Origin of the sequence: Pseudodesulfovibrio sp. 7M6 (genome assembly GCF_050058625.1) — a bacterium.
Taxonomy (GTDB): domain Bacteria; phylum Desulfobacterota; class Desulfovibrionia; order Desulfovibrionales; family Desulfovibrionaceae; genus Pseudodesulfovibrio; species Pseudodesulfovibrio salinus.
In genome coordinates, this window is sequence record NZ_CP188816.1 from 1,027,401 (window position 1) to 1,052,595 (window position 25,195).

Below are 25,195 nucleotides of genomic sequence, written 5' to 3' on the forward strand. Positions count from 1 at the left end.
ACGGATTTCATGAGCGACAAGAAAAATACCGAAGTGCCTATCAACGGCCTGTATGATGAGGATGCCCAGCCTTTCGGTTCGTCCGTCAAGGGCGAGGCCGACCGCGACGACGCGCCCAGTGCGGGAGAAGCCGCGCAGGATGACGAGGTGTCTCTAAGCCAGGACGAGTTGGAGGCGCTGTGCAAGGCGTCGGTCTGTCCCGGCTGTGACGTGCACCGCGAGGCGGAAAACGTCCGGCTGCGCGCGCTGGCCGACACGGAGAACGTCAAGAAGCGGCTGCTGCGAGAAACCGAGGACCTGAAGAAGTACGCAGGAGAGTCGGTGCTTGCCGATCTGTTGCCCGTGCTCGACAACTTGGAGCTCGCCCTGGCCCATACCGGCAACCTGGACGGTGCGTGCAAAAACTTCGTCATCGGTGTGGAAATGACCCGCAAGCTCTTCCTCGACGCCGTGAAGAACCACGGGCTGGTCGCTGTGGACGCTGCGCGTGGAGCCGAATTCAACCCCGAGATTCACGAGGCCGTCGGCACCGTGGAGGAAGGGGACCTGGGCGCGAACCAGATCGCCCAGGTGGTGCAGGGCGGCTACCTGCTCAAGGGACGCCTGCTTAGGCCCGCAAAGGTCATGGTCAACAAGCTTTAGGCAAGTTTTTTGGACCCTGCCACTTTACAACCCCTGTGGCGTGATTATTGGAAAAAGAGCGAAAGGAACGCTGCCGAAAGGTGGCACGCAATAGAGATTCTTTAGGAGGAACAGCATGGGTAAGATCATAGGGATCGATCTCGGAACCACCAACTCCTGCGTTTACGTGATGGAGGGCAAGGATCCGAAATGCATTACCAACCCCGAAGGGGGCCGGACCACCCCGTCTGTGGTCGCTTTTACTGATAAGGAACGTCTGGTCGGCGATATCGCCAAGCGCCAGTCCGTAACCAACCCCGACAAAACCGTTTTCGCCATCAAGCGTTTGATGGGCCGCAATGTCAACGCACCCGAGGTAACGAAGTGGAAGGAACATTGTCCTTACAACATCGTTCCCGGTAACGGCGACGACGCCTGGGTAGAGATCGGCGGCAAGAAGTACAGCCCGCCCGAAGTTTCCGCCATGGTGCTGCAGAAGCTCAAAAAGGACGCCGAAACCTACCTCGGCGAGACCGTGACCGAAGCCGTCATCACCGTCCCGGCCTACTTCAACGACTCCCAGCGCCAGGCCACCAAGGACGCAGGCAAGATCGCCGGTCTTGAGGTCAAGCGTATCATCAACGAGCCGACCGCGGCCTCTCTGGCCTACGGTTTCGACAAGAAGGCCAACGAAAAGATCGCGGTCTTCGACCTCGGCGGCGGCACGTTCGATATTTCCATTCTGGAAGTCGGCGACAACGTCGTGGAAGTCCGCGCCACCAACGGCGATACCTTCCTCGGCGGCGAGGACTTCGACCATCGTATCATCGAATACCTGGTGGACGAGTTCAAGAAGGAGAACGGCATCGACCTGTCCAAGGACCGCATGGCCCTGCAGCGCCTGAAGGAAGCTGCGGAAAAGGCCAAGCACGAGCTCTCCAGCTCCATGGAGACCGAGGTCAACCTGCCGTTCATCACCGCCGACCAGAACGGCCCGAAGCATATGATGGTCAAGATCAGCCGCGGCAAGCTCGAAAAGCTGGTCGACGATTTGGTGGACCGCACTGTGGAGCCGTGTAAGAAGGCCCTGAAGGACGCCGGTCTGTCCGCTTCCGACATCGATGAAGTCATCCTTGTCGGTGGTATGACCCGTATGCCGCTGGTCCAGGAGAAGGTAAAGTCCTTCTTCGGCAAGGAGCCCAACCGCTCCGTGAACCCGGACGAAGTCGTTGCCATGGGCGCGGCCATTCAGGGCGGCATCCTGGCCGGTGACGTCAAGGACGTCCTGCTCCTCGATGTGACCCCGCTTTCGCTGGGTATCGAGACCATGGGCGGCGTCATGACGCGCCTCATTGAGCGCAACACGACCATCCCGACCAAGAAGTCCCAGGTGTTTACCACTGCGGCCGACAACCAGCCGTCGGTTTCCATCCGGGTCTTCCAGGGCGAGCGTCCCATGAGCGCGGACAACAAGCTGCTCGGCAACTTCGAGCTCTCCGGCATTCCGCCGGCGCCTCGCGGTGTGCCGCAGATCGAGGTCGCCTTCGATATCGACGCCAACGGCATCGTGCACGTCTCCGCCAAGGATATGGGCACCGGCCGCGAGCAGTCCATCCAGATCACCGCTTCCTCGGGACTTTCCGACGACGAGATCGATCAGATGGTCAAGGACGCCGAGTCCCATGCTGAAGACGACAAGAAGAAGCAGCAGCTCATCGAGACCCGCAACAACGCCGATACGCTGGTCTACACCACCGAGAAGTCCATCCGGGAACTCGGCGACAAGGTGGATGCCACGCTCAAGGCGGACATCGAGAGCAAGGTGGAGGCCCTCAAGAAGGCCCTGGAAGGGGACGATGTGGACGAGATCAAGGCCAAGACCGACGAACTCTCCCAGTCCTCCCACAAGCTGGCGGAACAGCTCTATGCCCAGAACTCGGCCCAGGCCGAGGGGGGTCCTCAGGCCGGTCCCGCCGCCGGTGCCGAAGGGGGCGCACAGCAGCCCAAGGATGACGACGACGTGGTCGATGCCGACTATACGGAAGTCAAGTAATCCGGCTTGCCATCACGGCTTAAGCGAAGTATAGCATTACCCGGCCCGCCAATGCGGGCCGGGTTTTTTTGTCTGGCTGCCCAATCTTTGCTGCAACGGAACGTGCCATGAATCGATCCCGAAAAGTGACCGCCTTGCGAGCCATCTCGTGTCTTGCCGTCCTGGTGGCCCTTTTGTCCCTGTTCCTGTCCGGCTGCGCCCAGCGCAGCCTCTCCGTCAAGAGCGTGGACATGCTCTCCACGCCCAACCTTTTGGTTGAGGCGGACACGGCTTTCAAGGCCAAGCGGTATGAAGCCGCCGAACTCTACTATACCAAACTGCTCGAACGCCAGGACCTGGTAAAGAGCGAGCTGCCTGTCATCTACGGACGGCTGGCCGACTCCGCTTTTGTCCTCGGGCATTATCATCAGTCGCGTATTGCCTTGGAAAACTGGGCGAATATGGATACCTCGGCCCTCGGCAAGTCGTCGTGGGAAATCACCTACCTGGACACCATGGCCGCTCTGGATAAGACGGAGCGTCTGGATAACCATCTCAAATGGCTCATCAAGTCCGTCAACCTGCCGTGGGAAACCCGGCAGGATACGGCCATGTGGTACTCCGCCTATTTCATGAAGCGGGATGATGCCGAGGGCGCGCTGGACGTGCTCCACAGTTTTTATGCCCAGGCACCGGACCTCACGGCTCGATCCGCGTTGGAGCAGGTCTTCAACCAGCGGTTGGAGCAGCTTGACGAGAGCGACGTCAACAAGCTTTCCAGTGTTGTCACCGCCGCCAATCAGTTGCAGTTCCCTTACGCCTTGGTCGCCTTCGAACATGGCGCGCGTTTGGCCGGGGACAAGGACGCATGGTCCGTGAACTGGCGCACCTTGCGCAATGTTTCCGTGAGTGGAGAACTGGCCGATCTCATTCCGTTGCAGACGCGGCTGGCCGAGTTGGAATCCCGCTATGGTATGCCCCGCATCGGCGTGGCCCTGGCCCTGCCTCTCACCGGTCCGTACGGTTCGGTCGGAGTGAAGATTCTGCGTGGCGCGGGGCTGGCCCAGTGGCGGCTGGCCCAGGACGGCACGGAGGTGGATATCAAAGTCGTCAACACCTCTTCGCCCAATTGGGAAAAGAAACTCGCCGCCTTGCCCGACTACTACACAGTGGTCGGCGGTCCGTTGCAGGTTTCGGCCTTCAAACGTCTGTATCAGGGAGCTCCTGCCGGCCAGCGTGTGCTCGACAAGCGCGCGGTCTTCTCCTTCCTCGCCTCCATGGGCGAGTTGGAAGAGGGCAAGGATGCCTGGCGTTTCTTCTCCAGCCGGGTGGACGAAGTGCGTTCCCTGGTCAAGTTGGCCGTGGATCAGCTGGGCATCAAGAATCTGGCCGTCTTTTATCCCGAGGAAAAATTCGGGCGGACCATGGCCCGCACCTTCTACAATGAGGCGGCTCCGCTGGGTGGCCGTATCCGTGGGATGCAGGGGTATCCGGCCGATGACCTCAAAAAGTGGGGCAAGAGCGTCGGCAAGCTGCTCAAGGTCCCGGCCAATTTTAGCGACATCAAGGACGAGCCGCTGACTCCGCCGGACTTCGGTGCGGTTTTCCTGCCTGATGGCTGGCGGCAGGCGCAGACCCTGTTGCCGAACTTCTTCTTTTATGAAGGGGACCAGCTCCTCTTCCTCGGTCCCGGCCTGTGGTCCCGTTCCCTGGACGGTGCCAAGGGGATAGACGAGCATTATTACCGGCTTGCGGTGTGCCCCGGCGCATGGTGGGCGGCCAGCGAGGGCGGCCACGCCCTGCAAATCGCTCTTACCGACGAAGGTCTGGGACAGGCCGATTTCTGGGTGGCTCTCGGATATGATTTCGTCCGGTTTGCCGGACGTCTCGGCTCCCTGCCTGCCGACTGGACGCCGGAGGATGTCAACAAGCGCATCCAGAAAGCACAGAAAATGGATTTCAGCATGGCCCGTCTGACCTGGGATGCCCAGGGCGTGGCCAGCCAGGACCTCTTCCTCTTCAGCCCGGTGCAGAATGGCAAGGAGCTTGTCGATGCCGACAAGATCGCCGCACGCATCGCCAGGGCCAAGGCCCGGCGCGAGCGCCGAATAGAGGCGTATGAAAAGCGCATGGAAGAGGAAAAAAATAAATAATAACGGAATACTTTCCGATATGGCGGCCCACACGGGCCTGATCAAACAAGGAGCAGGATAATGAAAATCAGCCCCGAAGAAGTGGCCAAGGTAGCGAAACTGGCGCGCCTGGACCTGCCTGGGGACAAGGTGGAGCTTTTCGCCGGACAGCTCGGCGATATCCTCGCCTACATGGACAAGCTGGGCGAGCTGGACACCGATGATGTCGAGCCCTTGTACAGCCCGGTCAAGCACACCACGGTGCTGCGCAAGGACGAGGAGCGCAAGGACTTCACCCGTGAGGAAATCCTGGCCAATGCCCCCGAGCAGGACGGCCAGTTCTTCATCGTGCCCAGAATCGTCTAACTTTTTCAGCCCACTCAGGAATTCCCATGTCTGAACTATACGAAAAAACATTGGCCGAAATGGCCGGACTGCTCCAGAGCGGCGAGGTCAAGGCCGTGGACGCCGTGCGCTCCTGTCTGGATCGCATAGAGGCCACCGAGCCGAAGATCAAAGCCCTGATTACGGTCACGGGAGAGGACGCCCTCAAGCAGGCCGAGGCCATGGATGCCGAAGGTCCCGACGCGGCCAAGCCGTTGTGGGGCGTGCCCATCGTGCTCAAGGACCTGCTGACCACCAAGGGCGTGCGCACCACCTGCGCCTCTAAGATTCTGGACGACTTCGTTCCCTTTTTCGACGCCACGTCCGTTATCAAATTGAAGGAAGCCGGAGCCATTCTCATCGGCAAGGCCAACATGGACGAGTTCGCCATGGGGTCCTCCACCGAGAACTCCGCCTATTTCCAGACCGGCAACCCCTGGGACCCGGAGCGGGTGCCCGGTGGTTCCTCCGGCGGCTCCGGTGCGTCCGTGGCTGCAGGCCAGTGTTTTGCCGCGCTGGGAACGGATACCGGCGGCTCCATTCGGCTGCCCGCTTCCTTTTGTGGCATCGTCGGCCTCAAGCCCACCTACGGCAGAATCTCCCGGTTCGGCCTGATCGCCTATGGTTCCTCTCTGGACCAGATCGGTCCCATGACCCGTACCGTGGAAGACGCCGCGTGCGTGTTGCAGGTTCTGGCCGGGCATGATCCCAAGGACTCCACCTCGGTGGATGAGCCGGTGCCCGATTATCTGGCCGGACTGAACCGCGAGAACCTGGACGGCGTGACCGTCGGTCTGCCCAAGGAATACTGGGGCGAGGGGCTGGACCCGGAAGTCGAGACCGCCTGTCGCGCCGCTGTGGACAGGATGGTCGAGCTGGGTGCCAAGACCGTGCCCGTGGAGCTTTCGCTGACCGAGTACGCCATTGCCACCTACTACATCATCGCCATGGCCGAGGCGTCTTCCAACCTCTCCCGGTTTGACGGTGTGCGTTTCGGCCATCGCAACAAGGATGCCGAGGAACTCATCGACATGTACACCAAGAGCCGGACCGAAGGGTTTGGCGACGAGGTGCAGCGCCGCATCATCATCGGCACCTACGTGCTTTCCTCCGGCTACTACGATGCCTACTACAACAAGGCCGCCAAGGTACGCCGCCTGCTGCGCCAGGATTTTGAAAAGGCCCTTACACAGTGCGACCTCATTGCCGGGCCGGTCTGCCCGACCACGGCCTTTAAGGCCGGAGCCAAGGCGGACCCGCTCCAGATGTATCTCATGGATATATTCACCATCTCGCTCAACCTGGCGGGGCTGCCGGGCATGAGCCTGCCCGTGGGGCTGGGCGCGGATTCCGGTATGCCGGTGGGCCTCCAGTTCATGGGCCGCGCCTTTGAGGAGGCGCAGATGCTTTCCGTTGCCTCCTGCCTGGAGCGCAGCCTGGGCGCCATGCCCATGCCGAAGCTGTAAAGCGAGGGCCTCCGGCGGTCGGGGGAAGGGGAGAGGAAAACCCTTTGAAAAGGGCTTTTCCTCTCCCCTTCCCCCGAACCCCCATCCTCTCTCCTTTCCTAAACTTTTTGGTACGCTTTCGCGTGGGGTGACTGGGAAGAAGGCTGGGAAGAAGATTACTCAAGAGAAATAGTAGAAAGCCGGTTGCAAACAGGGGTTTGCAACCGGCCTTTTTTATTGTTGATTGATTGGATTTACTTCATGTCGTAGGTCGTCGGGCCGTTCTTGTAGTTGGTCTTGTTCAGCCAGTCGGCGGGGTAGCCTATGGCTGAGACTTCATCTTCGCCGGGGCGGTTGATGTAGCCGTCCGAATATTTGGCGAAGAGGGCGAAGGTCAGGTCGCGCCAGCGGTTCATGATGAGGCCTGCCGTGTCGAAGCTGAACTGGGTGATGAGTTCCCGTTGCTCCTCCGGCGTCTTGCCGGTCATGACGTCGTCCATGGCGTAGGCACCGCTGATGGCCAGTGATTCCAGCTCCCGTTGGGCCGGGAGGATATCCACCTTGGTCATGCGTTGGAAGTTGAGGCGGGACCAGTTGGCCAGCAGATCGAAGTGCCACCATGCGGAGCTGGGGTCGAAGCGGCGCGGGTCGCCGGTCTGGTACGGCTTTGGCAGCTGGAGCGACTTGGAGAAGAAGGGCGTGAACACCGTGGTGTAGGCCACATCCGGGCCGAACCAGAGGATGCCCTTGGTCATCTCCGGGGCCTTGGGCCGGGTCTGGCAGACATAGGTGTAGCCCTGGTAGAAGACTGAGATGGCCCGTTCCCATGCGCCGTAGTATTTTTTGTCCGCATCCACATTGTTCTGATTGCCGTCATAGGGGCCGACAAAGCGGTGCGGGTCGCCGTAGGGCCCGGCGGCCGTGCCCTTGGTCAGGTCGAACTCGGTTCCCTCGTAGTGATCGCGGTAGAGGGCGAACACGTTGGAGACGGTCAGCTTTTTGTTGGGGGCGACGGCAAAGGGGTAGTCGCGGCTATAGGTGTCCTTGACCCAGGGCGACAGGCCCAGGTCCGGGTTGACGCGGTCCATGCAGCGCCAGATGCGGCGGAGCGAGTAGTAGGGGTGGTTGTATTCGCCGGGGCTGACCGCCTTGAGCCAGTCCACCGGGCCCTGCTTGGCCTCGTTCCACCAGCCGATTTTCTTCAGGCCTGGGATGAGCAGCTTGGAGTATTGGAAATTGTCCGGATCGTTTTTGACCACATCACGGATGCGGAAGGTGTTGGCAGCCACGAAGTACTGGCCGTCGGGCACGCGCTGGGCCACCCAGGCGGAGTGGAACTTGGTGTCCGGCAGGGCGCACATCTCGAAAACCCAGGCTTCCTTTTCATCCCCCACCAGCAGAGTCTCGCCGGTGGAGAAGTAGCCGTACTTGTCGATGAGTCCGCCCATGAGCTTCACGGCTTCCCGCGCGGTCACGCAGTTTTCCAGGGCGATGCGGGAAAGCTCCGCGCTGTAGAAGATGCGCTGAGGCTTGCCGTGCCCTGCCTTGGGATTGGCGGGCGGCTCAAAGTTCGCGCCGTTGGTGCATTCGCCGAACATCAGGTTCTTCTCGTTCATGATGCCGTAGTCGCCGTCAAAGTAGGCGAACGACGTTTCCTGCTTGCGGCCCAGAAGCTTCCAGATTTCCGTGTAGGGAATTTCGATAAGCGGTTTGGTCGGCGTGCCCGGCGTGTTGTAGGCCGGGCCCCGGTCCTTGGTGACGATGCGGGGATAGCGCAGGTAGTCGGCGTAAGTCTTGCGCGCCCCCACCTGTTTTTTTGCCGGGACGAAGATGAGTCGTTGGTCCCCCAGTTCGTTGTCGTCGGAATGCGTGACCATCATGGAGTCGTCGGCAGTGGCCCCGGGGGTGGCGATCATGGTGGTGCAGGCCTTGGCGGGACCGTATGCGGCCGCTATCGCCATACAAGCGGCTGCCAGACAAATGAGTAAATGTTTCATTCCCAACCTCCTCGGTTGTGTTTTCAGTACCATCTGAATTCCGATATCACAGCCTGGGATGCTTTGTGGAATAAAATCGTTGCATTCCTCGGCCGGTTTTTTACACTTCGGCATGATCGCAACGGAGTTCCTCTCATGAAAGTGGCCGTGGCCGTAAGTGGCGGTATGGATAGTCTGCTGGCCCTTTCCCTGCTCAGGGAACAGGGGCATGACCTTGTGGCCGTGCACGGGCTGTTTTTGCCTGCCGGGCAAGGCAAGGGGGATGCCGTTGATGGACTGGCCGCCACCTGTGCCGCCATGGGGCTTCCCTTTCACGCCTTGGATTTGCGAAGTGAGTTTGAAAATTTGGTGGCCGCACCGTTTGCCGAAGCCTATCGGAACGGACTGACTCCCAATCCGTGCGCGTTGTGTAATCCTCGCATAAAATTCGGCGTGCTTTTTGACGCCGCACGGGATTTGGGCGCGGACGGACTGGCTACCGGGCATTATGTCCGGATGGAGGATCGTCCCGGATTGGGCCGGGTGCTGGTTCGCGGTGCGGACCGGACAAAGGATCAGAGCTATTTCCTTTCGTTGGTGCCGATAGACTCGTTGCGAAGCGCCCATTTCCCTCTTGGCGATGTACACAAGAAGGACGTTCCCCAACTGCTGGCTGCCCGGGGGCTGACAACGCCGTTGCCGACCGAGAGCCAGGAAATCTGTTTTGTGCCGGATGATGACTACCACGCCTTTTTGCAGGCAAGGGGGCTGATGCCCGGTCCCGGCCCCATCATATTGGAAGATGGGCGAGTGGTCGGCAAACACCGTGGCTTGTGGCGGCATACCGAGGGGCAGCGGCGCGGCCTGGGCGTGGCTTGGACCGAGCCGCTCTATGTGTTGGCCAAGAATATGGCCGTCAATGCCCTGGTGGTGGGGCCCAAGTCCTCTCTCGAAGCCGAGGGATGTGTGGCAGGTCAGCTGAATGTAATGGTGCCTTTCAATCTGTGGCCCGAAAATTTGCTGGTGCAGACACGCTACCGGCAGCAGGCCCGTCCGGCGCGGATTGCGTTTGAAGGGGACCGTCTGGTCTGCCGTTTTCTGTCGCCCCAGGGACGTCCCACGCCGGGGCAGGTGCTGACCGTGTACACGGAGGACGGCGCGGTGCTGGCCGGGGCCGTCATCGAGAGCTGCCTCGCTACCAGGTCATGAACCGATTGTCCCAGTCTTCCTGAATCTGTCGCCGGTAGCCTTCGCCCCTTGCCTTGTTCATGGTTTCGCGGATTTTCTCCGGTGTGAGGTCCGGTTTCTTGGCGCAATAGTTTGCCCACCATCGGACTTCGCTGGTGATGCGAAAGTAGTTCTGGTCGTTGTAGGATCTCAGGCTGGCGAAACCCGCATCGCGCTGGCCCAGGAAGATGAGACTGAGGCCGAGGTAGTAGACTGCGTCCGGGTTGGCGGGGTAATCATTCAGGGTCTGCTGGAAGATGTCGCGGGCGGGCGCATACTCTTTGGCCAGGAATTTTTCGAGTCCCCGCTTGTTGTTGGCATACGCCTTTGCCGTGCCGGTATAGAGAAAGTCGTTGTAGGAGCTGAAGGTCACGGCCATGCCGGAGCTGGTGCCCGCGCCAACCGATGCGCCAACCATGTTGCATCCGGAAAGCAGGAAAGCGAGTATAAGGACCGCAAGGGCGGAAACGGAGTGGTGACGCATGGCATTGACCCCCGAAGGTATTTGCATTAGGCCGCAGGAACGGTTTTTCTGGACGGCCGGAAACCGCGCAACCGACATATGGACAGAGGGTATATGATTCGCTTTCACACCGCCACCCTGGGGTGCAAGATCAACCAGTACGAGACGCGCGCCATTGCCGAGGCCTGGGCCGGGAACGAGGGTTCCCCGGCCGAGGAGACCGGCTCGCCGCAGGATGCGGACATCATTCTGGTGAATTCCTGTGCTGTCACGGCCAATGCCGTGGCCGATCTGCGGCAGGCCGTGCGCAAGTTGCATCGGGAAAATCCGTCCGCGCCCATTATCATTACAGGCTGCGCGGCTCAGGTGATGCCCGATGAACTGGCCAAGCTGCCCGGCGTGGTCCGGGTGGTCCCGCAGGAGGAGAAGCGTGCCTTGCTGGCCGGTCCCGAGGGGCAGTTGCCCATGGCGGACACGACGTTTCCGCCCTTTACCGTCAGCGGGTACGACCGGGCCAGACCCGTGGTCAAGGTGCAGGACGGCTGTTCGCATCACTGTACCTACTGCATTGTGCCGTTGACGCGCGGCCGGTCCGTGAGCCGCGCGCCGGAAGAGGTTGTCGCCGAGGTGCGTCGCCTGCTGGAGGGCGGCTGGCGGGAACTGATTCTGAGCGGCATCAATCTGCGCCACTATGGACGCGGGCTGACGGAAAAAACTGATTTTTGGGATCTGGTGGCCCGTCTTGAGCGCGAGTTCGCCCCCGAGTGGGCGGGCAGGGCGCGACTTCGGCTCTCCTCCGTGGAACCGGGCCAGCTGGACGGCAAGGGGTTCGATATCCTGTCCGGCTCTTCCATGGTCTGTCCGCAACTCCATCTTTCGCTCCAGAGCGGCGACCCGGACGTACTCCGGGCCATGGGACGGGGCCACTACCGGCCGGAAACCTCCGTCCTGTTCATGGACAGGATGCGCGAGCACTGGCCCCTTTTCGGCTTGGGCGCTGATTTCATCTGCGGTTTCCCGGGTGAGACGGACGAGCAGTTTGAGAACACGCTCGCCCTGGCTCGGCGTCTGCCCCTGACCTATGCCCATGTCTTTCCTTATTCCGAGCGGCCCGACACGCCTGCCGCTACCATGCCCGACTCTGTGGACCCAGCCGAGCGAAAGGACCGCGCCGCCCGCTTGCGTAAGCTGGTTTCGGCCAAGAAGCGTGCCTTCCTGGAGCAACTCATTGCCACCGACCGGGTGGACGTGCTGGTGCAGGACCGCGAGGGGCGCGGCGTCAGCCAGTACTATGCGGCCTGCAGGTTCCGCGAACCTCTGGCGGGCGATCCCGTGCGCAGGTTGATCCCGGCCCGGCCCGTTGCCGTGGAGCGGGGCGTCATTCTGGTGGACTCGTTGGACGCTGCCGATGGCGGTGAAGCATGAGCCATCCCAAATCGCCCGATCCGGGACTGTTGGTCCTTTCCGTGCTTTCCGCACGGTTCGATGAATTGTGGGACCGATTGCTGGCCGATCTGGAAGCGCGTTTTGGAACCGTGGATTTTGTGACCGATCCGTTTGTTTTTGACCAGACCGACTACTATGACGCTGAGCTGGGGACGCCCATCATGCGTCGCATCGTTGCCTTCGATACCTTGCGTCCCCTGGACGAGCTGGCGGATATCAAGCTGTTTACCAACGGGCTGGAGGCGCGGTATGGAGAGGGCGACCGGAGGGCTGTGAATCTGGACCCCGGTTTTATCACCGCAGAGCGGCTGGTGCTGGCCACGGGAAAGAATTTTTCCCACCGCATCTATCTGCACGACGGCATCTGGGCGGATCTGACCCTCATCTGGCAGAAGGGGGGCTGGAAGGACTTTCCCTGGACTTTTCCCGACTACGCGGGCGAAGAAATGAAATCGCGGCTGACAAAGCTGCGTCAGTTGTATAAAACTAAGCTCAATACTCTAAAAGGATAAATGATATGCCTGTCAGCATGACCGGTTTCGGCCGGTTCGAAACCAACGAGGACGCCTGGACGCATGTCTGGGAGATCAAGAGCGTCAACGGCCGCTATCTGGATGTGAAATGGCGCATCCCCGGTTTCTTGCGCGGTCTGGAAAACGGCTGGGAAAAGCTGCTGCGCGGGTTTGCTTCGCGCGGCCGGGTGGATGTCTCCCTCAACCTTGAGGTGCTGGACTCCGCCATCCTGGGCGTTACCTTCAACGAAACCCTGGCGCGGGCCATGTTTGCCGAGATGGAGAGGGTGGCCGTAAGCCGGGGCGAAGTCTTCACCCCGGACTACAACCGGGTGCTGACCATGTCGTCCCTGTGGCGCGACGCAGGCAGTGAGCCGAACCCCGGCCTGGCTGCGAGCCTGACGGCCGGTCTGGAAGCGGCCTGCAAGGATTGGGTGCGCGCCCGTTCCGATGAAGGGGACGTGCTGGTTGCCGATCTCCGTTCCCGTTTGGAGACCCTGCGGGTACATGCCGGAAAGATCGCCGAGCGCATCCCCAATATACTGGAGGAGAAGAAGGCGAACCTGCGCCAGAGGATCAGCGAGATGCTGGCCGCCATGGGTGCGGAGTATACCGAAGATCGCATGTTGCAGGAGGTCGCCTACCTGACCGACAAGCTGGACGTCAGCGAGGAACTGACCCGGCTCTACGCCCACCTGGACCGGATGGGCGAGACCCTGGACGGCGACTCCGACGTGGGCAAGAAGCTGGATTTTCTGTGCCAGGAGACTTTCCGCGAGATCAATACCTGCGGCAACAAGGCCAATGATGTGGAGGTAAGCCGACTGGTGGTGGATTTCAAAGCGGAGCTGGAGCGCTGTCGCGAACAGGTACAGAACATAGAATAAAGGTTTATCGAGATGGCCCGGTTGCAACGCAGACGGGCCATTCTCATATTCAAGAGCAAGGTAGGATGTATGCAGAAGCAGGGATTGCTCAACGTCGGTTTCGGCAACTTCGTGGTGCTTGATCGCGTGGTTTCCATCGTCAACCCCACCAGCGCGCCCATGCGGCGGCTGCGTGAGGATGCGCGGCAGGACGGACGGCTCATCGATGCGACGCAGGGCCGCAAGACCCGCGCCATCGTCGTTACGGATTCCAATCATGTTATATTGTCCGCCATTCAGGCGGAGACCATCGGACAACGGTTCAGCGCTGAGGAGGTGGAGTAGGTGTCCGGCATAAGAAAGAGGTTGGGGCAGATCCTGGTGGTCTGTGCGCCCAGCGGTACCGGCAAGTCCACTCTCATCGCCAAGTTGCACGAGGAGTTCCCCAATTTCGGTTATTCCGTCTCCTACACCACTCGCGCCCCGCGTGGGGAGGAGCAGAACGGCCGTGAGTATCATTTCGTCTCTCGCGAAAGTTTTATTGCCATGCGCAGCCGTGGCGAGTTTTGCGAATGGGCCGAGGTACACGGCAATTTTTACGGCACGGCCACCGCGCCGGTTAAGGAAATGTTGCATCAGGGCAAGGATGTGCTTTTCGACATCGATGTGCAGGGGGCCAAGCAACTGAAAAAGACCTTTTACAAGGGCAACTTCATCTTCCTGCTTCCTCCTTCCCGCGAGGAGTTGATTCGGCGGCTGACCGGTCGGGGCACGGATTCGCCGGAGGCCATCGCCCGGCGGTTGGTCAATGCGGACGGCGAGATGGCCCAGGCCGGGTTCTTCGACTACTGGATCGTCAACGACGATCTGGAGAATGCGTATCAGGAGTTGCGCGCCGTGTTCGTGGCCGCCCGGTGCAAGCCGGAGCTGCGTGTGGACGTTGAGGAAAACATTCTGCGCAATTGGGGTAAGCATGGCTGAGCTGGTCGTCGCTCTTGATTTTCCCGATGCCGAAAGCGCCCTGTCCATGGCGAAGCCCCTCGTGGGAGTGGTGCCTTGGCTCAAGGTGGGGCTTGAGCTCTACACTGCCGAGGGACCGTCCCTGGTGCGGGAGCTCAAGGCCATGGAATTCAAGCTGTTTCTGGATATGAAGTTCTTCGACATCCCCAATACGGTACAGGGCGCGGTGCGTTCCGCAGCCCGGCTGGGGGTGGATATGGTCAACATCCACGCCCTTGGGGGTGAGCGGATGGCCCGGGCGGCCATGGCCGGTTGCGTTGAGGGCACCCCGGAAGGGGGCGTTCGGCCTCTGTTGTTGGCCGTGACCATGCTGACCAGCATGGCAGCCGGCGATCTGCCGGTGCCGGGGGCGCCTGGACCGTCGGAGATGGCCCTTGACCTGGCTGTCAAAGCCAAGCAATATGGCCTTGATGGAGTGGTGTGTTCCGGGCTGGAGGTCGCTGCCGTCAAGGCGACCTGCGGGACGGGATTCATCGGTCTGACACCGGGCATCCGGCCTGCGTCGTCCGCAGGCGACGACCAGCGACGGGTGGTTACGCCCGCCCAGGCGGTGCGGAACGGTTCGGACTATCTGGTGGTGGGGCGACCCATCACCGGGAGCGCGTCGCCCATGGCGGCTGCGCAGGCCATCATGGAAGATATGCGGTCCGTATAGGTCAGGAGAATCGTGGATGTCGGAGCAAAGGGAAGAACAACACCCGAACCGGGAAGTCGTGGTGCGCGACGGTGCGGAAAAGATCAAAGGTATCTTTTCCACGCAGTCCGTGAACAGGGTCGGTACAGGTACCACCCAGCGCCGCACTATCCAGAAGACATACTGGAGCGTCAAGGAGACGGAAGACGGCCGCTTCAGCGTTCAGCCGCTCAACAGCAACTACGTGCCCTCCGGGCCTATGCAGGTTGTGGAGCGCGAGGATTTCCTGGGCAAGTTCAACCCTGAGCCGGAATTCTACATGAGCACGGTCTATCCGGCCATGAAGGAACTCAACGACACCATTGTGCGCGGCGAGGAACTGCGCAAACGCGGTGCGGCCTATAGTGCGGAGCTTGAGTTCAAGCAGGCGACGGCGGTGGACGAGGAAAACGTCCGTGCCAATTTCGGACTGGGTCTGACCTACCTGGACCGGGGCGACCAGGCCAGGGCAAACGATATTTTTGAACGTCTCGTCGGGCTGGATGCAGCCTTTGAAAAGGAGCACAAGCATCTTTTCAACGATTTCGGCATTAACATGCGCAAGAACAAGATGTACGATCAGGCGCTGGAGTACTACCTCCGCGCCGAGCAGCTGGTGGTGAACGACGAGCACCTGCTGCATAACATTGCCCGCTGCTACTGGGAAAAGGGCAACGTGGACGGATGCAAGGAGTACCTGCGCAAGAGCCTGCAGCTCAATCCCGAGTTCAAGGAAAGTCTTATGTTCTGGGACTTCCTCATGAATAAAGGGTATGTGAAGGATGGCGAAAAGCCGGTAGAGGAGTAACCATTACGGTCCCTGCCTGGATGAGTGCACGGACCAAGGGGTGGAGGGCATGCATCAGGATAACGTTCAGGCTTTTTTGCGAGAGCTTCCCCGAATGCGGGAGGACCTGCCTTTTTCCCCGGAGGTGCTGGGACAGTTGTACATCCAGACGAGCGGGAGTTCCCTCAGCTCGCTGGAGGAGGTCGGCCAGACCCTGAGCAAGGATCAGGGCCTGACCACCAGGATACTCAGCATGGCCAACTCCGCCTATTATGGGTTGCAGGCGGAGGTCCGCTCCGTTTCCCGCGCGGCCGCCGTTCTCGGTCTGGGGGAAATCCGCAACATCGTTCTTGCGCTTGGCATTCACGGCCTTTCCTGCAAATATGCCATCCCCGAGGATTTCGATCTCGGCGAATACTGGAAACACCAGTTCCTGGTGGGAATGATCGCCAGGGAACTCTCCCATATAATTGCTATGGGCAAGCCCGATACCATGTTCACCGTCGGTATGCTGCACGACATCGGCAAGCTTATTATCGCCCTGCGCCGTCCCGACGATTGGCAGGCCATTCATGATATGCTTGAGGATGACGAGGACTTGACCGCCGTCGAGGCCGAGGATGCCTATTGGGGACTGGACCACGCCGTGGTCGGCGCGCTGGTGCTCAAGTCCTGGGATCTGCCTGCCGATCTGGTGGAGCCGGTGAACTGGCACCATGCGCCGGAGCTTTCGCCGGACCACTCCGGGGAATCCATGCTGGTGGCCCTGGCCGACTATGCGGCGCGAGCCGTGGCAGACCCTGATGGAGCCGCCGCCCGCAGAGCGGAGAAGCTGTGTCCGGACCTTGAAGTCGATTTTGACGAGATAATGGAGACCGCCGAGGAATTGGCGGATTCCGAAGACATTGAACAATTCGTGAGCCTGCTTTCATAATGCCTTGTATCTGGAAAGCCCGGGGCGAGGGGCGTCCGCCGGACCGTGAGTCCGTGGCGGATGCGCTCTCCGTTTCCCCGCTTATCGTCGATATTTTGTGGAATCGCGGCCTGACCTCTGTTGGGGATATGGACCGCTTTCTCAGTCCCGGCCTGCGCCATCTGATTGACCCGGAAACACTCCCCGGCCTCAAAAAAGCCGCCGATGTGCTGGCCGAAGGATTGGCCCAGGGGCGTAAGCTTGCGGTCTGGGGCGACTACGATGTGGACGGCATAACCTCCACGGCCCTGGTCAAAGAGTTTCTCGCCATGCACGGCATCGAAATCCTTCACCACCTGCCCAACAGGCTGGAGGAGGGGTACGGCATGAACGTGGAGGGCGTGGAACGGCTGGCCGCCGAGGGGGCGACTATGCTGCTCACCGTGGATTGCGGGATCTCGGATATCGAGCCCGTAGCCCGCGCCCGTGAACTGGGAATGATCGTCGTGGTCTCGGACCACCATCTCCCCGGTGAAGTCCTGCCCGAAGGCCATGCCGTGTGCGATCCCAGCCTGGAAGCGGACTGTGCCTGCTCGAATCTGGCCGGGGTCGGCGTGGCCTTCATGCTCATGGGCGCGCTCAACCGGCGGCTGCCCGGGCCTCCGGTCGATGTCCGTTCCCTGCTTGATCTGGTTGCCCTCGGCACCATTGCCGACGTGGTTCCGCTCACCGGGCAGAACCGCATCCTGGTCAAGAACGGCCTTCTGCTCATCAAGGAGGCCAAACGGCCGGGCATGGCCGCGCTCAAGGTGGTCAGCGAATATGAGCGGAACGCGGAACTGGGTGCGGGGCAGATTGGCTACAACATTGCCCCGCGCATCAACGCGGCCGGACGCATGGGCGACCCTGGCCGTGCACTGGAACTACTGCTGTCGGACAACTTTGATGCGGCGATGCCCATTGCCGAGGAACTGAACCTGATCAACATGGAGCGCCGCCGTCAGGAACAGGAAATTTCCGACGAGGCCATGGCCCAGGCCTTGGCCATGTCCGACCGTCTCGGGCTGGTCCTTCATGCCGACCATTGGCATCCCGGCATCATCGGCATCGTGGCTTCGCGCGTGGTAGAAAAATTCTATCGGCCCACGCTCATCCTGTGCACGGCCGAGGACGGTTCGCTCTACAAGGGGTCGGGCCGTTCCATCTCTGAGTTCGACCTCTACGAAGGGCTCAAGGGAATAAGCGGAATACTCAATGGGTTCGGTGGCCACAAGCAGGCGGCCGGACTTTCCATTTTGCCAGAAAATCTGGAGGCGCTGCGCGATGCCTTCCACGAACAGGTCAAGGCGGACCTCGGTCCGGACCTGCTGACGCCTACGCTGAAGCTTGATCGCGAGCTGCCCTTTGCGGACATCACCCATACCTTGCTCAAGGAGCTGGAGCTGCTGCAACCCTACGGAGTGGGCAATGCGGAACCGGTCTTTGGCTCCGCACCCGTGACCGTGGCGGACGTGCGCACCTTCGGCCGTGAGCGGGAGCATGTGAAGCTCAATCTGGTGGATGTCGAGACCGGAGCGCGGCTGCCCGGCAAGGTATGGCGTTCGGCCAGCGAGTTTCCGCGTGATGTGAAGGGGCGTATGCTGCGCTTTGCTTTTACCCCAAAGATAGACCGCTATCAGGGCATTCCCAAGATAGACCTGCGTATTCGTGACTGGAATTTTTGAGGCCGTTCAAATTCTCCAAATACTGTTTTCGTCCCGGACCCTTTCGAGGTGCGGCGTAGGTGCTTTGGCGGACAGACAATCCCTTGAGAGTCGGATATGGTCCAGATTTGCCATGTACTCTCTGTTTGCCTGTTGTGCGTGTGGATAGCTGAACTGTCAAAGCTGTAAAGTGTCGATGGAAGCCTTGATCGGAATTCCTTGGGTGGATGAAAAAAAGAACGCTAACAAGACGGCGAGCCTTTTGCTGGCCTCATTGGTATTGTGGTTGGCTGTTTGTATATTGGAAACCTCTTCATGAACTGGAGCCATGAAACCTCTGGTGAAATTTGTTTAACGTATGAGCAGGCCCGGACTCCCATGCAGGATGCTGACCGAATTATAGTGAAGGGAAATCTTGATAGATGGGTTAAGAAGTTTTCAATATGGGGTGGCGCCAGTACCTTGGCAATTTCGCGGAAAAGGGATTTCTTCATTAACAAGATACAAGTATCTGTACCCGGATAATAGCGTTGCTGGATACGCCGAAGATACTGAGGCGAGACTGTCCGACGGTTCAGATAAAAGTGTCTGTTTATTCTACGGGGCGGATCTGAAACAAAAGCCATATTATTTTCAGGTGACGACGGGTGGGGGATTTATGACGCAAGTGGAAAGCTGCTTGTCCATGCTGGCTACGACTTCCATTCATTGACAAGTGCCTATCCCCTTACCGTCACGTCCAATGGTGGAAACGTGAATCTCAAGGATAAGATGTTTTTGTGCGCCATGGTTCTTCTTTCGATAGAAAGCAATAATCACCAGGGGTAATCGTGCGTCGGCGCGGGGCCATTTGGAAACGTGATTTGTTTTACGATGCGTAATGGATGAAAAGGCGGGACCTTGCAGTCCCGCCTTCAATTTTTTGCAGGGGGGGAATGTGGAACCTACGCCTCTGCGGAAGCGGCTCCTTCTGCGAGAACCTTGTAGGTGCATAGTTTGCAGCCGATGCCTTCATTCTTGAGGTAATCGGCGTTTTCCATGCTCACCAGTTCCCATGCCTCGGCTTTTTCCAGCGCGACCATGCGGGCGCGATACCCGCCATCACGGTAGGCTCCGTCCTGGACGGTGAAGCAGATGTGTCCGCCGGGGCGGGTGATGCGGATCAGTTCGTCAAACCCGTTGGCATCCACATGGCCGTAGGTAAAGGTGCCGCAGCAGGTGACGGCGTCGTAGCTGTCGTCCGCCAGGTCCAGCGGTTTGCTCAGGTCGGCTTGCATGAGGTTGTCGTACACCCCCTTGTTTTCCGCTTCCCGCAGCATGTCGCGAGAGTAGTCCAGCGCGTCTATCCGTTCGTAGTTCATGGACTTCAGCATCTTGCCTACCAAGCCTGTGCCGCAGCCTGCATCGAGGATTTCCGCTTTGGTGTCTGGGATGACCCGGCTTGCGGCATTTGCCGTGGCTTGTGGAGCTACGTATCCGAATTCGCCCACGGTATCGTTTTCATAGTTGCAGGCCCAGTCCTTGTAGGCGTCCATGAGATCCGCATGATTGGTGGCGGTGTAAACCTTATCCAGGGTCTTGTTGTCGCAGACCATGCTGTTCCTCCTTGCGTTTAGAGCACTTCGCAGATGCAGTATTTGGCTGATACGTCCTCTTTGCTGAGATAGTCCGTATCCAGCATTTCCTTGAGCTCCAATACATTGTTCTCTTCAAGCGCCAGGAGCCGTTGGCGATAGCCATATTCCTGATAGGCGCCGTCGCGCAGGGAAAAGCAGATGTAGCCGCCCGGGCGAGTGATGCGGGCCAATTCGTCGAAGGCTTCCGGGCCGACATGGGCGTAGGTGAAGGCTCCCACGCAGATGGTGGCATCGTAACTGTCGGCCGCTATGTGCAGATTGCGGCTCATATCGGCCTGAAAAAGCTTGTCGTAGACATCCTTGTTTTCGGCTTCCGCCAGCATATCCTTGGAGATGTCCATGGCATGCAGCCGTTCGTATCCCATTTGGTTCAGGGATTTGCCTACCAGACCTGTGCCGCAGCCCGCGTCCAGAACCTTGGCCTTGCAGGAGTCGAGGTGGCGATCCAGAAGGTCGGCGGCTACTTTGGGGCCGACGTATCCCATGCCCTCGCAAGTGTCATGGTCATAGTCGCAGGCCCAGAGGCGATAGGCCTCCGAGAGTTCCTCCGGCGTTTTCGCCTCGTAGGTAGCAATCCAAATCTCCGGGGTTTCTTGCATGTCGATCCTCCGTTGTTTTGCAATTGCAATTTGAATAGTACAATTACATTGTATTAATTAAAAACAACATAAAAAATCAAAGCAGATTTTTTAGCTGCTTTTATAAATGATTGTATAAGCTGTTTTTGTGCTGTATGTATTAATTGGCAAATGATGCGATATTTGTGAAATCTTTATGAAGATCAATTACGCATTCGATGAAAAAATACTTGCCAAAATACAACAGAACAAGGCCTGTTGTTTCTATTGTTAGTCATGCTTGCATTTATATGTCAAGCCGATGACGTTTCTGTCGTGTGACAATGCTTTTCTGGCTGGAGAGAGAGGAGGAGGGGCAACGTTGCCCGTGGTGGAGAGGTTGGCGGGTTTTGCCGCTGCGCTGTTTTGCTGATATGCTGAAAAAGATGGCTTTGTGTTCCATTTTTGAGCAGAAATCGGCTAATTGCAACGGTTCGCAGAGATTCCATTTACAGCTGGCCTGCCATCGGATAGGTTGCCCGACAGCGGAGAAGACAACGTGAGCATCTTGATACATACCCATGATGGGGCACGCTTTGCCCTTGAGCCCAAGGAAGGCGACACCCTTGCCCGGACCATTTTTCTGAGTCGGCTGTGGCACGGTGTTCCCCTTTGCTCCGGCCTGGGCAAGTGCGGCCTGTGCCGGGTTCGCTTCCGTTGCAATGCGCCGGAAAGTCAGGCTGCGGAAGTGCGTAAGCTTGGCCGGTCCGCCATTGAAGAGGGGTGGCGGCTCGCCTGCCTGCATCCTTCTGCTCCGTGCGAGATTGATCTGCCGGAACCTGTTCGTTCTCCCCGCGCCGTGCGAGAGCTGGCAAAGGGAAGCGGTGATTTTTCCCTGGCCGTGGATTTGGGAACCACGTCCCTGCATTGGACCGTGCTTTGCGACGGTGTGCGCGTGGCCTCCGGCCAGGAACTGAACCCCCAGGTGGGGATGGGCAGCGAGGTCATGTCACGTCTTGCCGCGGCGGCAACGGCCGAGGGCCGGTTCGTGCTGCGCGCCCTGATTGTGGATCGGTTAAGCGAACTGGTGCGCCTCGCCACCGGTGTCATGGGTGGCCAGTGTACGTCCATGGCCGTTTCCGGCAACCCGGCCATGATTTATATTTTGCTCGGCAAACGTCCCGATGATCTGGCCGCCGCCCCGTACGAGCTTTCCTACCGTGGTGGTGAGGAAAAGAAACTGGGGCCGGGAATGCCGCCTGTCTATCTTGCGCCGTTGCTCGCTCCCTTTGTGGGCGGTGACCTGAGCGCAGGGCTGGTGGCCGTGGAGTATGCGGCAACGCCCGAATATCCCTTCCTGCTGGCGGACCTGGGTACCAATGGCGAGTTTATTCTGGCCCTGTCGCCGGTTGAGCGGGTTTGCGCCAGCGTGCCCATGGGCCCGGCGCTGGAAGGCATGGGTCTTTCCTTTGGCCGCACGGCCGGTCCCGGAGCCATCACCCGCTTTCGGCTGACCCCCAAGGGGCTGGAGTGGGAACTCTTCGGCGGCGGCACTGGCGAGCCGGTTGGAATGACCGGCACAGCCTATCTTTCGCTCACGGCCATTTTGCTTCGCCATGGCGTACTTGGCCAGGACGGCCAGTTCGGTCGGGGCACCACGCCGCTCGCCGGTCGGCTGGCAGAGCGTTTGACCTCCATTGAGGGCGAGCCTGCCTTTGCGGTGACGGATACCCTGTATCTGCCTGCCTCGGATGTGGAGGAGATTCTCAAGGTCAAGGCCGCGTTCAATCTGGCCATGTCGGCCCTGCTGCGCGAGGCCGGGATCGGTCCTTCGAAACTGGCGGCCATTCAACTGGCCGGAGCGCTGGGCGAGCATGTGGGGCTGGACGATCTGGAGACCCTCGGATTTTTGCCGCCGGGATTCGGCGCGCGCACCGTTCGGGCAGGCAACACCTCGCTTCTCGGCACGGAGTTGTTGTTGGCCGATGCCGATGCCCGCATTTTTGCCGAGGGCGTTGCCGACTCCCTCAAGGTACTTGAACTCGCCGGAGATCCAAGCTTCGGGGACGGTTTTGTGAAAAGGATGCAATTCAGTTATGTCGATTGACCGACTCTTTCCCGAACTTACGGATGAAAATCGTGAGGCGCTGGATCGCTTCGATGCAGCTCTGAAGGCGGCGTGGCCGCTCAAGTCCAAGCATCGCGGACAGCTCAAGTACGACATCCGGGATATGTCCCGCGGCCTGACCAGCGAACGTGCCGACCGGCGTGTGGACTACATGGGCGACGCCAAGTTTTTGTCTCCCTATGTCTACTATTTCCTGCCGTGGAATCTGTACCGGCTCTCCCGGTTGTTTGCCGGCCTGTCCTTTGACGTGCCGGACGGCGCACGGGTTGCGGATCTCGGTTCCGGCCCGCTGACTTCGGTCATCGCCCTGTGGCTGGCCCGCCCGCATCTGCGCGAGCGCGCCCTGGAATTCACCTGCCTGGACCGCTCCCACAAGGCGATGCAGGTCGGGCGAGACCTCTTTACTGCTGTGGCCGGGAAGGATTCTCCCTGGCGTATCCATACGGTCAAGGGCGCGTTTACCGACCACCTGCGCGAGAAAGCGGATCTGGTCATCGCGGCCAACGCCTTCAACGAGCTGGACTGGTCCGGCCGTGTGGCCCGGCCTCAGGCGGCCAAGCTGGCCGAGCATCTGGCCGGGTGTACCACGGAAACAGGGCGTGTCCTGATCGTGGAAACCGGCGTTCGTCTGGCGGGACGCATCATTGCCGATCTGCGCACCTCGCTGTTGGAGGACGGGTTCAAGCCCATTGCGCCGTGTCCGCATGTGGAGGCGTGCCCCATGCCCGCCACCGGCACAGGCGCTCCATGGTGCCATTTCAATCTTTCGGCCAAGGGAGCGCCCGACTGGTTGCAGTCCCTCTCCCGCGAGGCCCGTCTGGAAAAGGCCGGGGTGTCGCTCAATTTCCTCTATGCCTCCCGTCAGGGGGCCAAGGAATGGGGCGGGGTGCGCATCATCTCCGAGCCGTTCAAGGTGGATGAGGGCAGGGGGCAGTATGCCTGCTCGCACAAGGGGTTGACCCTGGTGGAATACGGCATGGGCGGTCCCGGTTTCGAGCCCGGGAGCCTGATTGTGCCCGACTGGCCTGCAGCGCCCAAGACAGACCTCAAGTCCGGTGCGGTCATCCTGCCCTACAAGGGAAGAAGATAATGCTGGTCAAGGATCTCGGACTCATCGGCTATGATGACGCCGTGGCCCTGCAACTCAAGACATTGGCCGAGGTGCAGGACGGAGTGGCGGAAAATACCCTCTATGTCCTGGAGCACCCGAAGGTCATCACCTTGGGCCGTCATGGTGGTGCCGAGAACCTGCATGTGGACCAGTCCTTCCTCGCCGCTCAGGGCATCGAGCTGGCCCAGACCTCGCGCGGGGGCAACATCACCTGCCATTTCCCGGGCCAACTGGTGGCCTATCCCATCTGGAAGGTGGAGAAGCGGCAGGGTGGTATGCACAATTTTTTTTACGATATGGAAGAGACGGTCATCGGCACCTGTGCGGCGTTCGGCGTGTCCACGCGCCGTAGGCCCGGCCATCCGGGCGTCTGGGTGGATGATACGCGCAAGATCTGCTCCATGGGGATCGGCGTGAAGCGCTGGGTGACCTATCACGGTCTGGCGCTGAACGTGGCGCGGGACGTCAGTCTGTTTGATCTCATCACCCTATGCGGCATCCAGGGAGCGAGGCCCACCTCGATTTCCGAAGAGGCCGGACGGGATCTGGACATGGAGGAAGTGAAGCATGTCTTTGTCGAGCAATTCCGAAGAAATTTTGCGAATACCCCCCTGGCTGCGGATCAAGCTGCCGCAGGGTGAGAATTTTTCCGCCACGGCCGGACTCGTTGCCGATCTGCATCTGAACACGGTCTGCCAGTCCGCCAAGTGCCCCAACAAGTGGGAGTGCTTCTCCAAGAATGTGGCCACGTTCCTGATTATGGGGGCTGTCTGCACCCGCAACTGCGCGTTTTGCAATATCACGCCGGGCCATCCTACGCCGCTGGAGCTTGACGAGCCGGAGCGGGTGGCCGAGGCCGCCGCACGGCTCCAATTGCGCCATGTGGTCATCACCTCGGTGACGCGCGACGACCTGTCCGATGGCGGGGCCGCCCATTTTGCGGCCACCATCCGAGCCGTGCAGGCGCGTATGCCCCAATGTACGGTGGAGGTGCTCATCCCGGACCTGCAGGGCGACGAGGCCGCGCTGGCCATGGTGCTGGAGGCCAGCCCCGACGTGCTCAACCATAATCTGGAGACCGTGCCCGACCTCTATCCGGTCATCCGGCCCAAGGCGGACTACCGGCAGAGTCTGACGCTGCTGGAACGCTCCAAGCGGATGCGGCCGGAAATCCCGGTCAAGTCCGGCATCATGGTCGGCCTGGGGGAGCGGGACGATCAGGTCCTGGCCGTGCTGGACGATCTGGCCGCCATTGATTGCGATATCGTGACCATCGGCCAGTACATGCGTCCCAGCCGCGAGCACCCGCCCGTTAGGCGCTATGTGGAACCTGAGCAGTTCGACAGGTATGCCGAGCAAGCGCGCACGCGGAACATCCGTCACGTCTTCAGCGCGCCATTGGTTCGCTCCAGCTACAACGCGTCCCAGTTTGTGGGGAAATAGCTTGGGGCAGGCCGTTGATCGGCCCTTAACTTGACTCTCGCGTCGAATGGGTCAACATTTCAAGGCGCGTCCGCCACGGCAGGTTGCCGAGGAGGCACCGCGTCTGACAAATCAGGTAA

At 60.0% G+C, this 25,195-nt stretch carries 23 protein-coding genes; 19 read left to right on the plus strand and 4 right to left on the minus strand.

Going from position 1 to position 25,195, the window contains the following annotated elements:
- Window positions 1-9: 9 nt before the first annotated feature.
- The 5 genes from ACI0FG_RS04780 to gatA all read left to right on the plus strand — a co-directional run bounded on the left by ACI0FG_RS04780 (window position 10) and on the right by gatA (window position 6,635).
- Window positions 10-642 carry a nucleotide exchange factor GrpE gene (locus tag ACI0FG_RS04780; protein WP_419787415.1) on the plus strand — a complete coding sequence of 211 codons (633 nt, stop codon included), beginning with the start codon at window positions 10-12 and terminating at the stop codon, window positions 640-642.
- 115 nt (window positions 643-757) lie between these two features.
- Window positions 758-2,674, plus strand: coding sequence for a molecular chaperone DnaK (gene dnaK, locus ACI0FG_RS04785; RefSeq protein ID WP_419787416.1), 1,917 nt, complete (start codon window positions 758-760; stop codon window positions 2,672-2,674).
- A gap of 107 nt (window positions 2,675-2,781) precedes the next feature.
- Window positions 2,782-4,806: a hypothetical protein gene (locus tag ACI0FG_RS04790; RefSeq protein ID WP_419787417.1), complete on the plus strand. Its 2,025-nt coding sequence runs from the start codon at window positions 2,782-2,784 to the stop codon at window positions 4,804-4,806.
- A gap of 60 nt (window positions 4,807-4,866) precedes the next feature.
- Window positions 4,867-5,151, plus strand: coding sequence for an Asp-tRNA(Asn)/Glu-tRNA(Gln) amidotransferase subunit GatC (gatC, locus tag ACI0FG_RS04795; RefSeq protein ID WP_419787418.1), 285 nt, complete (start codon window positions 4,867-4,869; stop codon window positions 5,149-5,151).
- Between the two features lie 26 nt (window positions 5,152-5,177).
- A complete protein-coding gene (gatA, locus tag ACI0FG_RS04800; protein WP_419787419.1) occupies window positions 5,178-6,635 on the plus strand; it encodes an Asp-tRNA(Asn)/Glu-tRNA(Gln) amidotransferase subunit GatA in 1,458 nt (485 codons plus the stop codon).
- Between the two features lie 233 nt (window positions 6,636-6,868).
- Here gatA and ACI0FG_RS04805 read toward each other — a convergent pair whose 3' ends face one another.
- Entirely contained in the window at window positions 6,869-8,611 is a 1,743-nt protein-coding gene (locus ACI0FG_RS04805) for a dipeptidase (RefSeq protein WP_419787420.1), read from the minus strand.
- Window positions 8,612-8,746: 135 nt separating this feature from the next.
- Here ACI0FG_RS04805 and mnmA point away from each other — a divergent pair, with 135 nt between their 5' ends.
- Window positions 8,747-9,799, plus strand: coding sequence for a tRNA 2-thiouridine(34) synthase MnmA (mnmA, locus tag ACI0FG_RS04810; RefSeq protein WP_419787421.1), 1,053 nt, complete (start codon window positions 8,747-8,749; stop codon window positions 9,797-9,799).
- On the opposite strand, the gene ACI0FG_RS04815 is transcribed toward mnmA, so the two are convergent.
- Window positions 9,786-10,328: a tetratricopeptide repeat protein gene (locus tag ACI0FG_RS04815; protein WP_419787422.1), complete on the minus strand. Its 543-nt coding sequence runs from the start codon at window positions 10,326-10,328 to the stop codon at window positions 9,786-9,788. The two genes, mnmA and ACI0FG_RS04815, sit on opposite strands and share 14 nt — an antisense overlap.
- A gap of 66 nt (window positions 10,329-10,394) precedes the next feature.
- Between ACI0FG_RS04815 and ACI0FG_RS04820 the strand changes: the two genes are divergently transcribed.
- From ACI0FG_RS04820 to recJ, 9 genes are all read left to right on the plus strand, one after another.
- On the plus strand, window positions 10,395-11,705 hold the full coding sequence (locus ACI0FG_RS04820; protein ID WP_419787423.1) for a MiaB/RimO family radical SAM methylthiotransferase: 1,311 nt from the start codon (window positions 10,395-10,397) through the stop codon (window positions 11,703-11,705).
- Entirely contained in the window at window positions 11,702-12,238 is a 537-nt protein-coding gene (locus tag ACI0FG_RS04825; RefSeq protein WP_419787424.1) for a DUF4416 family protein, read from the plus strand. Before ACI0FG_RS04820 ends, ACI0FG_RS04825 begins: the two co-directional genes overlap by 4 nt.
- Window positions 12,239-12,243: 5 nt before the next feature.
- Complete coding sequence (locus ACI0FG_RS04830) at window positions 12,244-13,125, plus strand: YicC/YloC family endoribonuclease (RefSeq protein WP_419787425.1); 882 nt, start codon at window positions 12,244-12,246, stop codon at window positions 13,123-13,125.
- Between the two features lie 69 nt (window positions 13,126-13,194).
- Complete coding sequence (locus tag ACI0FG_RS04835; RefSeq protein ID WP_419788358.1) at window positions 13,195-13,449, plus strand: DUF370 domain-containing protein; 255 nt, start codon at window positions 13,195-13,197, stop codon at window positions 13,447-13,449.
- Window positions 13,450-14,085, plus strand: coding sequence for a guanylate kinase (gene gmk, locus ACI0FG_RS04840; protein ID WP_419787426.1), 636 nt, complete (start codon window positions 13,450-13,452; stop codon window positions 14,083-14,085). It begins immediately after the preceding gene.
- Window positions 14,078-14,779, plus strand: a complete 702-nt coding sequence (pyrF, locus tag ACI0FG_RS04845; RefSeq protein ID WP_419787427.1) for an orotidine-5'-phosphate decarboxylase — start codon at window positions 14,078-14,080, stop codon at window positions 14,777-14,779. The genes gmk and pyrF overlap by 8 nt, the downstream gene beginning before the upstream one ends.
- Before the next feature lie 16 nt (window positions 14,780-14,795).
- Complete coding sequence (locus ACI0FG_RS04850; protein WP_419787428.1) at window positions 14,796-15,605, plus strand: tetratricopeptide repeat protein; 810 nt, start codon at window positions 14,796-14,798, stop codon at window positions 15,603-15,605.
- Between the two features lie 49 nt (window positions 15,606-15,654).
- Window positions 15,655-16,518 carry an HDOD domain-containing protein gene (locus tag ACI0FG_RS04855; RefSeq protein WP_419787429.1) on the plus strand — a complete coding sequence of 288 codons (864 nt, stop codon included), beginning with the start codon at window positions 15,655-15,657 and terminating at the stop codon, window positions 16,516-16,518.
- Window positions 16,518-18,221 (plus strand): single-stranded-DNA-specific exonuclease RecJ, encoded by a 1,704-nt coding sequence (gene recJ, locus ACI0FG_RS04860; RefSeq protein WP_419787430.1) that lies wholly within the window; start codon window positions 16,518-16,520, stop codon window positions 18,219-18,221. Before ACI0FG_RS04855 ends, recJ begins: the two co-directional genes overlap by 1 nt.
- Window positions 18,222-19,144: 923 nt before the next feature.
- On the opposite strand, the gene ACI0FG_RS04865 is transcribed toward recJ, so the two are convergent.
- Together ACI0FG_RS04865 and ACI0FG_RS04870 are read right to left on the minus strand one after the other, a co-directional pair.
- A complete protein-coding gene (locus tag ACI0FG_RS04865) occupies window positions 19,145-19,795 on the minus strand; it encodes a class I SAM-dependent DNA methyltransferase (protein ID WP_419787431.1) in 651 nt (216 codons plus the stop codon).
- Between the two features lie 17 nt (window positions 19,796-19,812).
- Window positions 19,813-20,436, minus strand: coding sequence for a class I SAM-dependent DNA methyltransferase (locus tag ACI0FG_RS04870; protein ID WP_419787432.1), 624 nt, complete (start codon window positions 20,434-20,436; stop codon window positions 19,813-19,815).
- A gap of 517 nt (window positions 20,437-20,953) precedes the next feature.
- Between ACI0FG_RS04870 and ACI0FG_RS04875 the strand changes: the two genes are divergently transcribed.
- From ACI0FG_RS04875 to lipA, 4 genes are read left to right on the plus strand one after another with little or no spacing between them, the layout of a single operon-like run.
- Entirely contained in the window at window positions 20,954-22,501 is a 1,548-nt protein-coding gene (locus ACI0FG_RS04875) for an ASKHA domain-containing protein (RefSeq protein ID WP_419787433.1), read from the plus strand.
- The gene (locus tag ACI0FG_RS04880) at window positions 22,491-23,612 is read left to right on the plus strand and encodes a small ribosomal subunit Rsm22 family protein (protein WP_419787434.1); all 1,122 of its coding nucleotides are present in this window, start codon (window positions 22,491-22,493) and stop codon (window positions 23,610-23,612) included. The genes ACI0FG_RS04875 and ACI0FG_RS04880 overlap by 11 nt, the downstream gene beginning before the upstream one ends.
- Window positions 23,612-24,274: a lipoyl(octanoyl) transferase LipB gene (lipB, locus tag ACI0FG_RS04885; protein WP_419787435.1), complete on the plus strand. Its 663-nt coding sequence runs from the start codon at window positions 23,612-23,614 to the stop codon at window positions 24,272-24,274. The genes ACI0FG_RS04880 and lipB overlap by 1 nt, the downstream gene beginning before the upstream one ends.
- On the plus strand, window positions 24,201-25,076 hold the full coding sequence (lipA, locus tag ACI0FG_RS04890) for a lipoyl synthase (RefSeq protein ID WP_419787436.1): 876 nt from the start codon (window positions 24,201-24,203) through the stop codon (window positions 25,074-25,076). The genes lipB and lipA overlap by 74 nt, the downstream gene beginning before the upstream one ends.
- The last annotated feature ends 119 nt before the right edge of the window (window positions 25,077-25,195 follow it).

Bases quoted from the DNA above. Each gene is read 5' to 3' on its own strand.
- ACI0FG_RS04780 (WP_419787415.1), top strand. From the start codon at position 10: ATGAGCGACAAGAAAAATACCGAAGTGCCTATCAACGGCCTGTATGAT.
- dnaK (WP_419787416.1), top strand. From the start codon at position 758: ATGGGTAAGATCATAGGGATCGATCTCGGAACCACCAACTCCTGCGTT.
- ACI0FG_RS04790 (WP_419787417.1), top strand. From the start codon at position 2,782: ATGAATCGATCCCGAAAAGTGACCGCCTTGCGAGCCATCTCGTGTCTT.
- gatC (WP_419787418.1), top strand. From the start codon at position 4,867: ATGAAAATCAGCCCCGAAGAAGTGGCCAAGGTAGCGAAACTGGCGCGC.
- gatA (WP_419787419.1), top strand. From the start codon at position 5,178: ATGTCTGAACTATACGAAAAAACATTGGCCGAAATGGCCGGACTGCTC.
- ACI0FG_RS04805 (WP_419787420.1), bottom strand. From the start codon at position 8,611: ATGAAACATTTACTCATTTGTCTGGCAGCCGCTTGTATGGCGATAGCG.
- mnmA (WP_419787421.1), top strand. From the start codon at position 8,747: ATGAAAGTGGCCGTGGCCGTAAGTGGCGGTATGGATAGTCTGCTGGCC.
- ACI0FG_RS04815 (WP_419787422.1), bottom strand. From the start codon at position 10,328: ATGCAAATACCTTCGGGGGTCAATGCCATGCGTCACCACTCCGTTTCC.
- ACI0FG_RS04820 (WP_419787423.1), top strand. From the start codon at position 10,395: ATGATTCGCTTTCACACCGCCACCCTGGGGTGCAAGATCAACCAGTAC.
- ACI0FG_RS04825 (WP_419787424.1), top strand. From the start codon at position 11,702: ATGAGCCATCCCAAATCGCCCGATCCGGGACTGTTGGTCCTTTCCGTG.
- ACI0FG_RS04830 (WP_419787425.1), top strand. From the start codon at position 12,244: ATGCCTGTCAGCATGACCGGTTTCGGCCGGTTCGAAACCAACGAGGAC.
- ACI0FG_RS04835 (WP_419788358.1), top strand. From the start codon at position 13,195: ATGCAGAAGCAGGGATTGCTCAACGTCGGTTTCGGCAACTTCGTGGTG.
- pyrF (WP_419787427.1), top strand. From the start codon at position 14,078: ATGGCTGAGCTGGTCGTCGCTCTTGATTTTCCCGATGCCGAAAGCGCC.
- ACI0FG_RS04850 (WP_419787428.1), top strand. From the start codon at position 14,796: ATGTCGGAGCAAAGGGAAGAACAACACCCGAACCGGGAAGTCGTGGTG.
- ACI0FG_RS04855 (WP_419787429.1), top strand. From the start codon at position 15,655: ATGCATCAGGATAACGTTCAGGCTTTTTTGCGAGAGCTTCCCCGAATG.
- recJ (WP_419787430.1), top strand. From the start codon at position 16,518: ATGCCTTGTATCTGGAAAGCCCGGGGCGAGGGGCGTCCGCCGGACCGT.
- ACI0FG_RS04865 (WP_419787431.1), bottom strand. From the start codon at position 19,795: ATGGTCTGCGACAACAAGACCCTGGATAAGGTTTACACCGCCACCAAT.
- ACI0FG_RS04870 (WP_419787432.1), bottom strand. From the start codon at position 20,436: ATGCAAGAAACCCCGGAGATTTGGATTGCTACCTACGAGGCGAAAACG.
- ACI0FG_RS04880 (WP_419787434.1), top strand. From the start codon at position 22,491: ATGTCGATTGACCGACTCTTTCCCGAACTTACGGATGAAAATCGTGAG.
- lipB (WP_419787435.1), top strand. From the start codon at position 23,612: ATGCTGGTCAAGGATCTCGGACTCATCGGCTATGATGACGCCGTGGCC.
- lipA (WP_419787436.1), top strand. From the start codon at position 24,201: ATGTCTTTGTCGAGCAATTCCGAAGAAATTTTGCGAATACCCCCCTGG.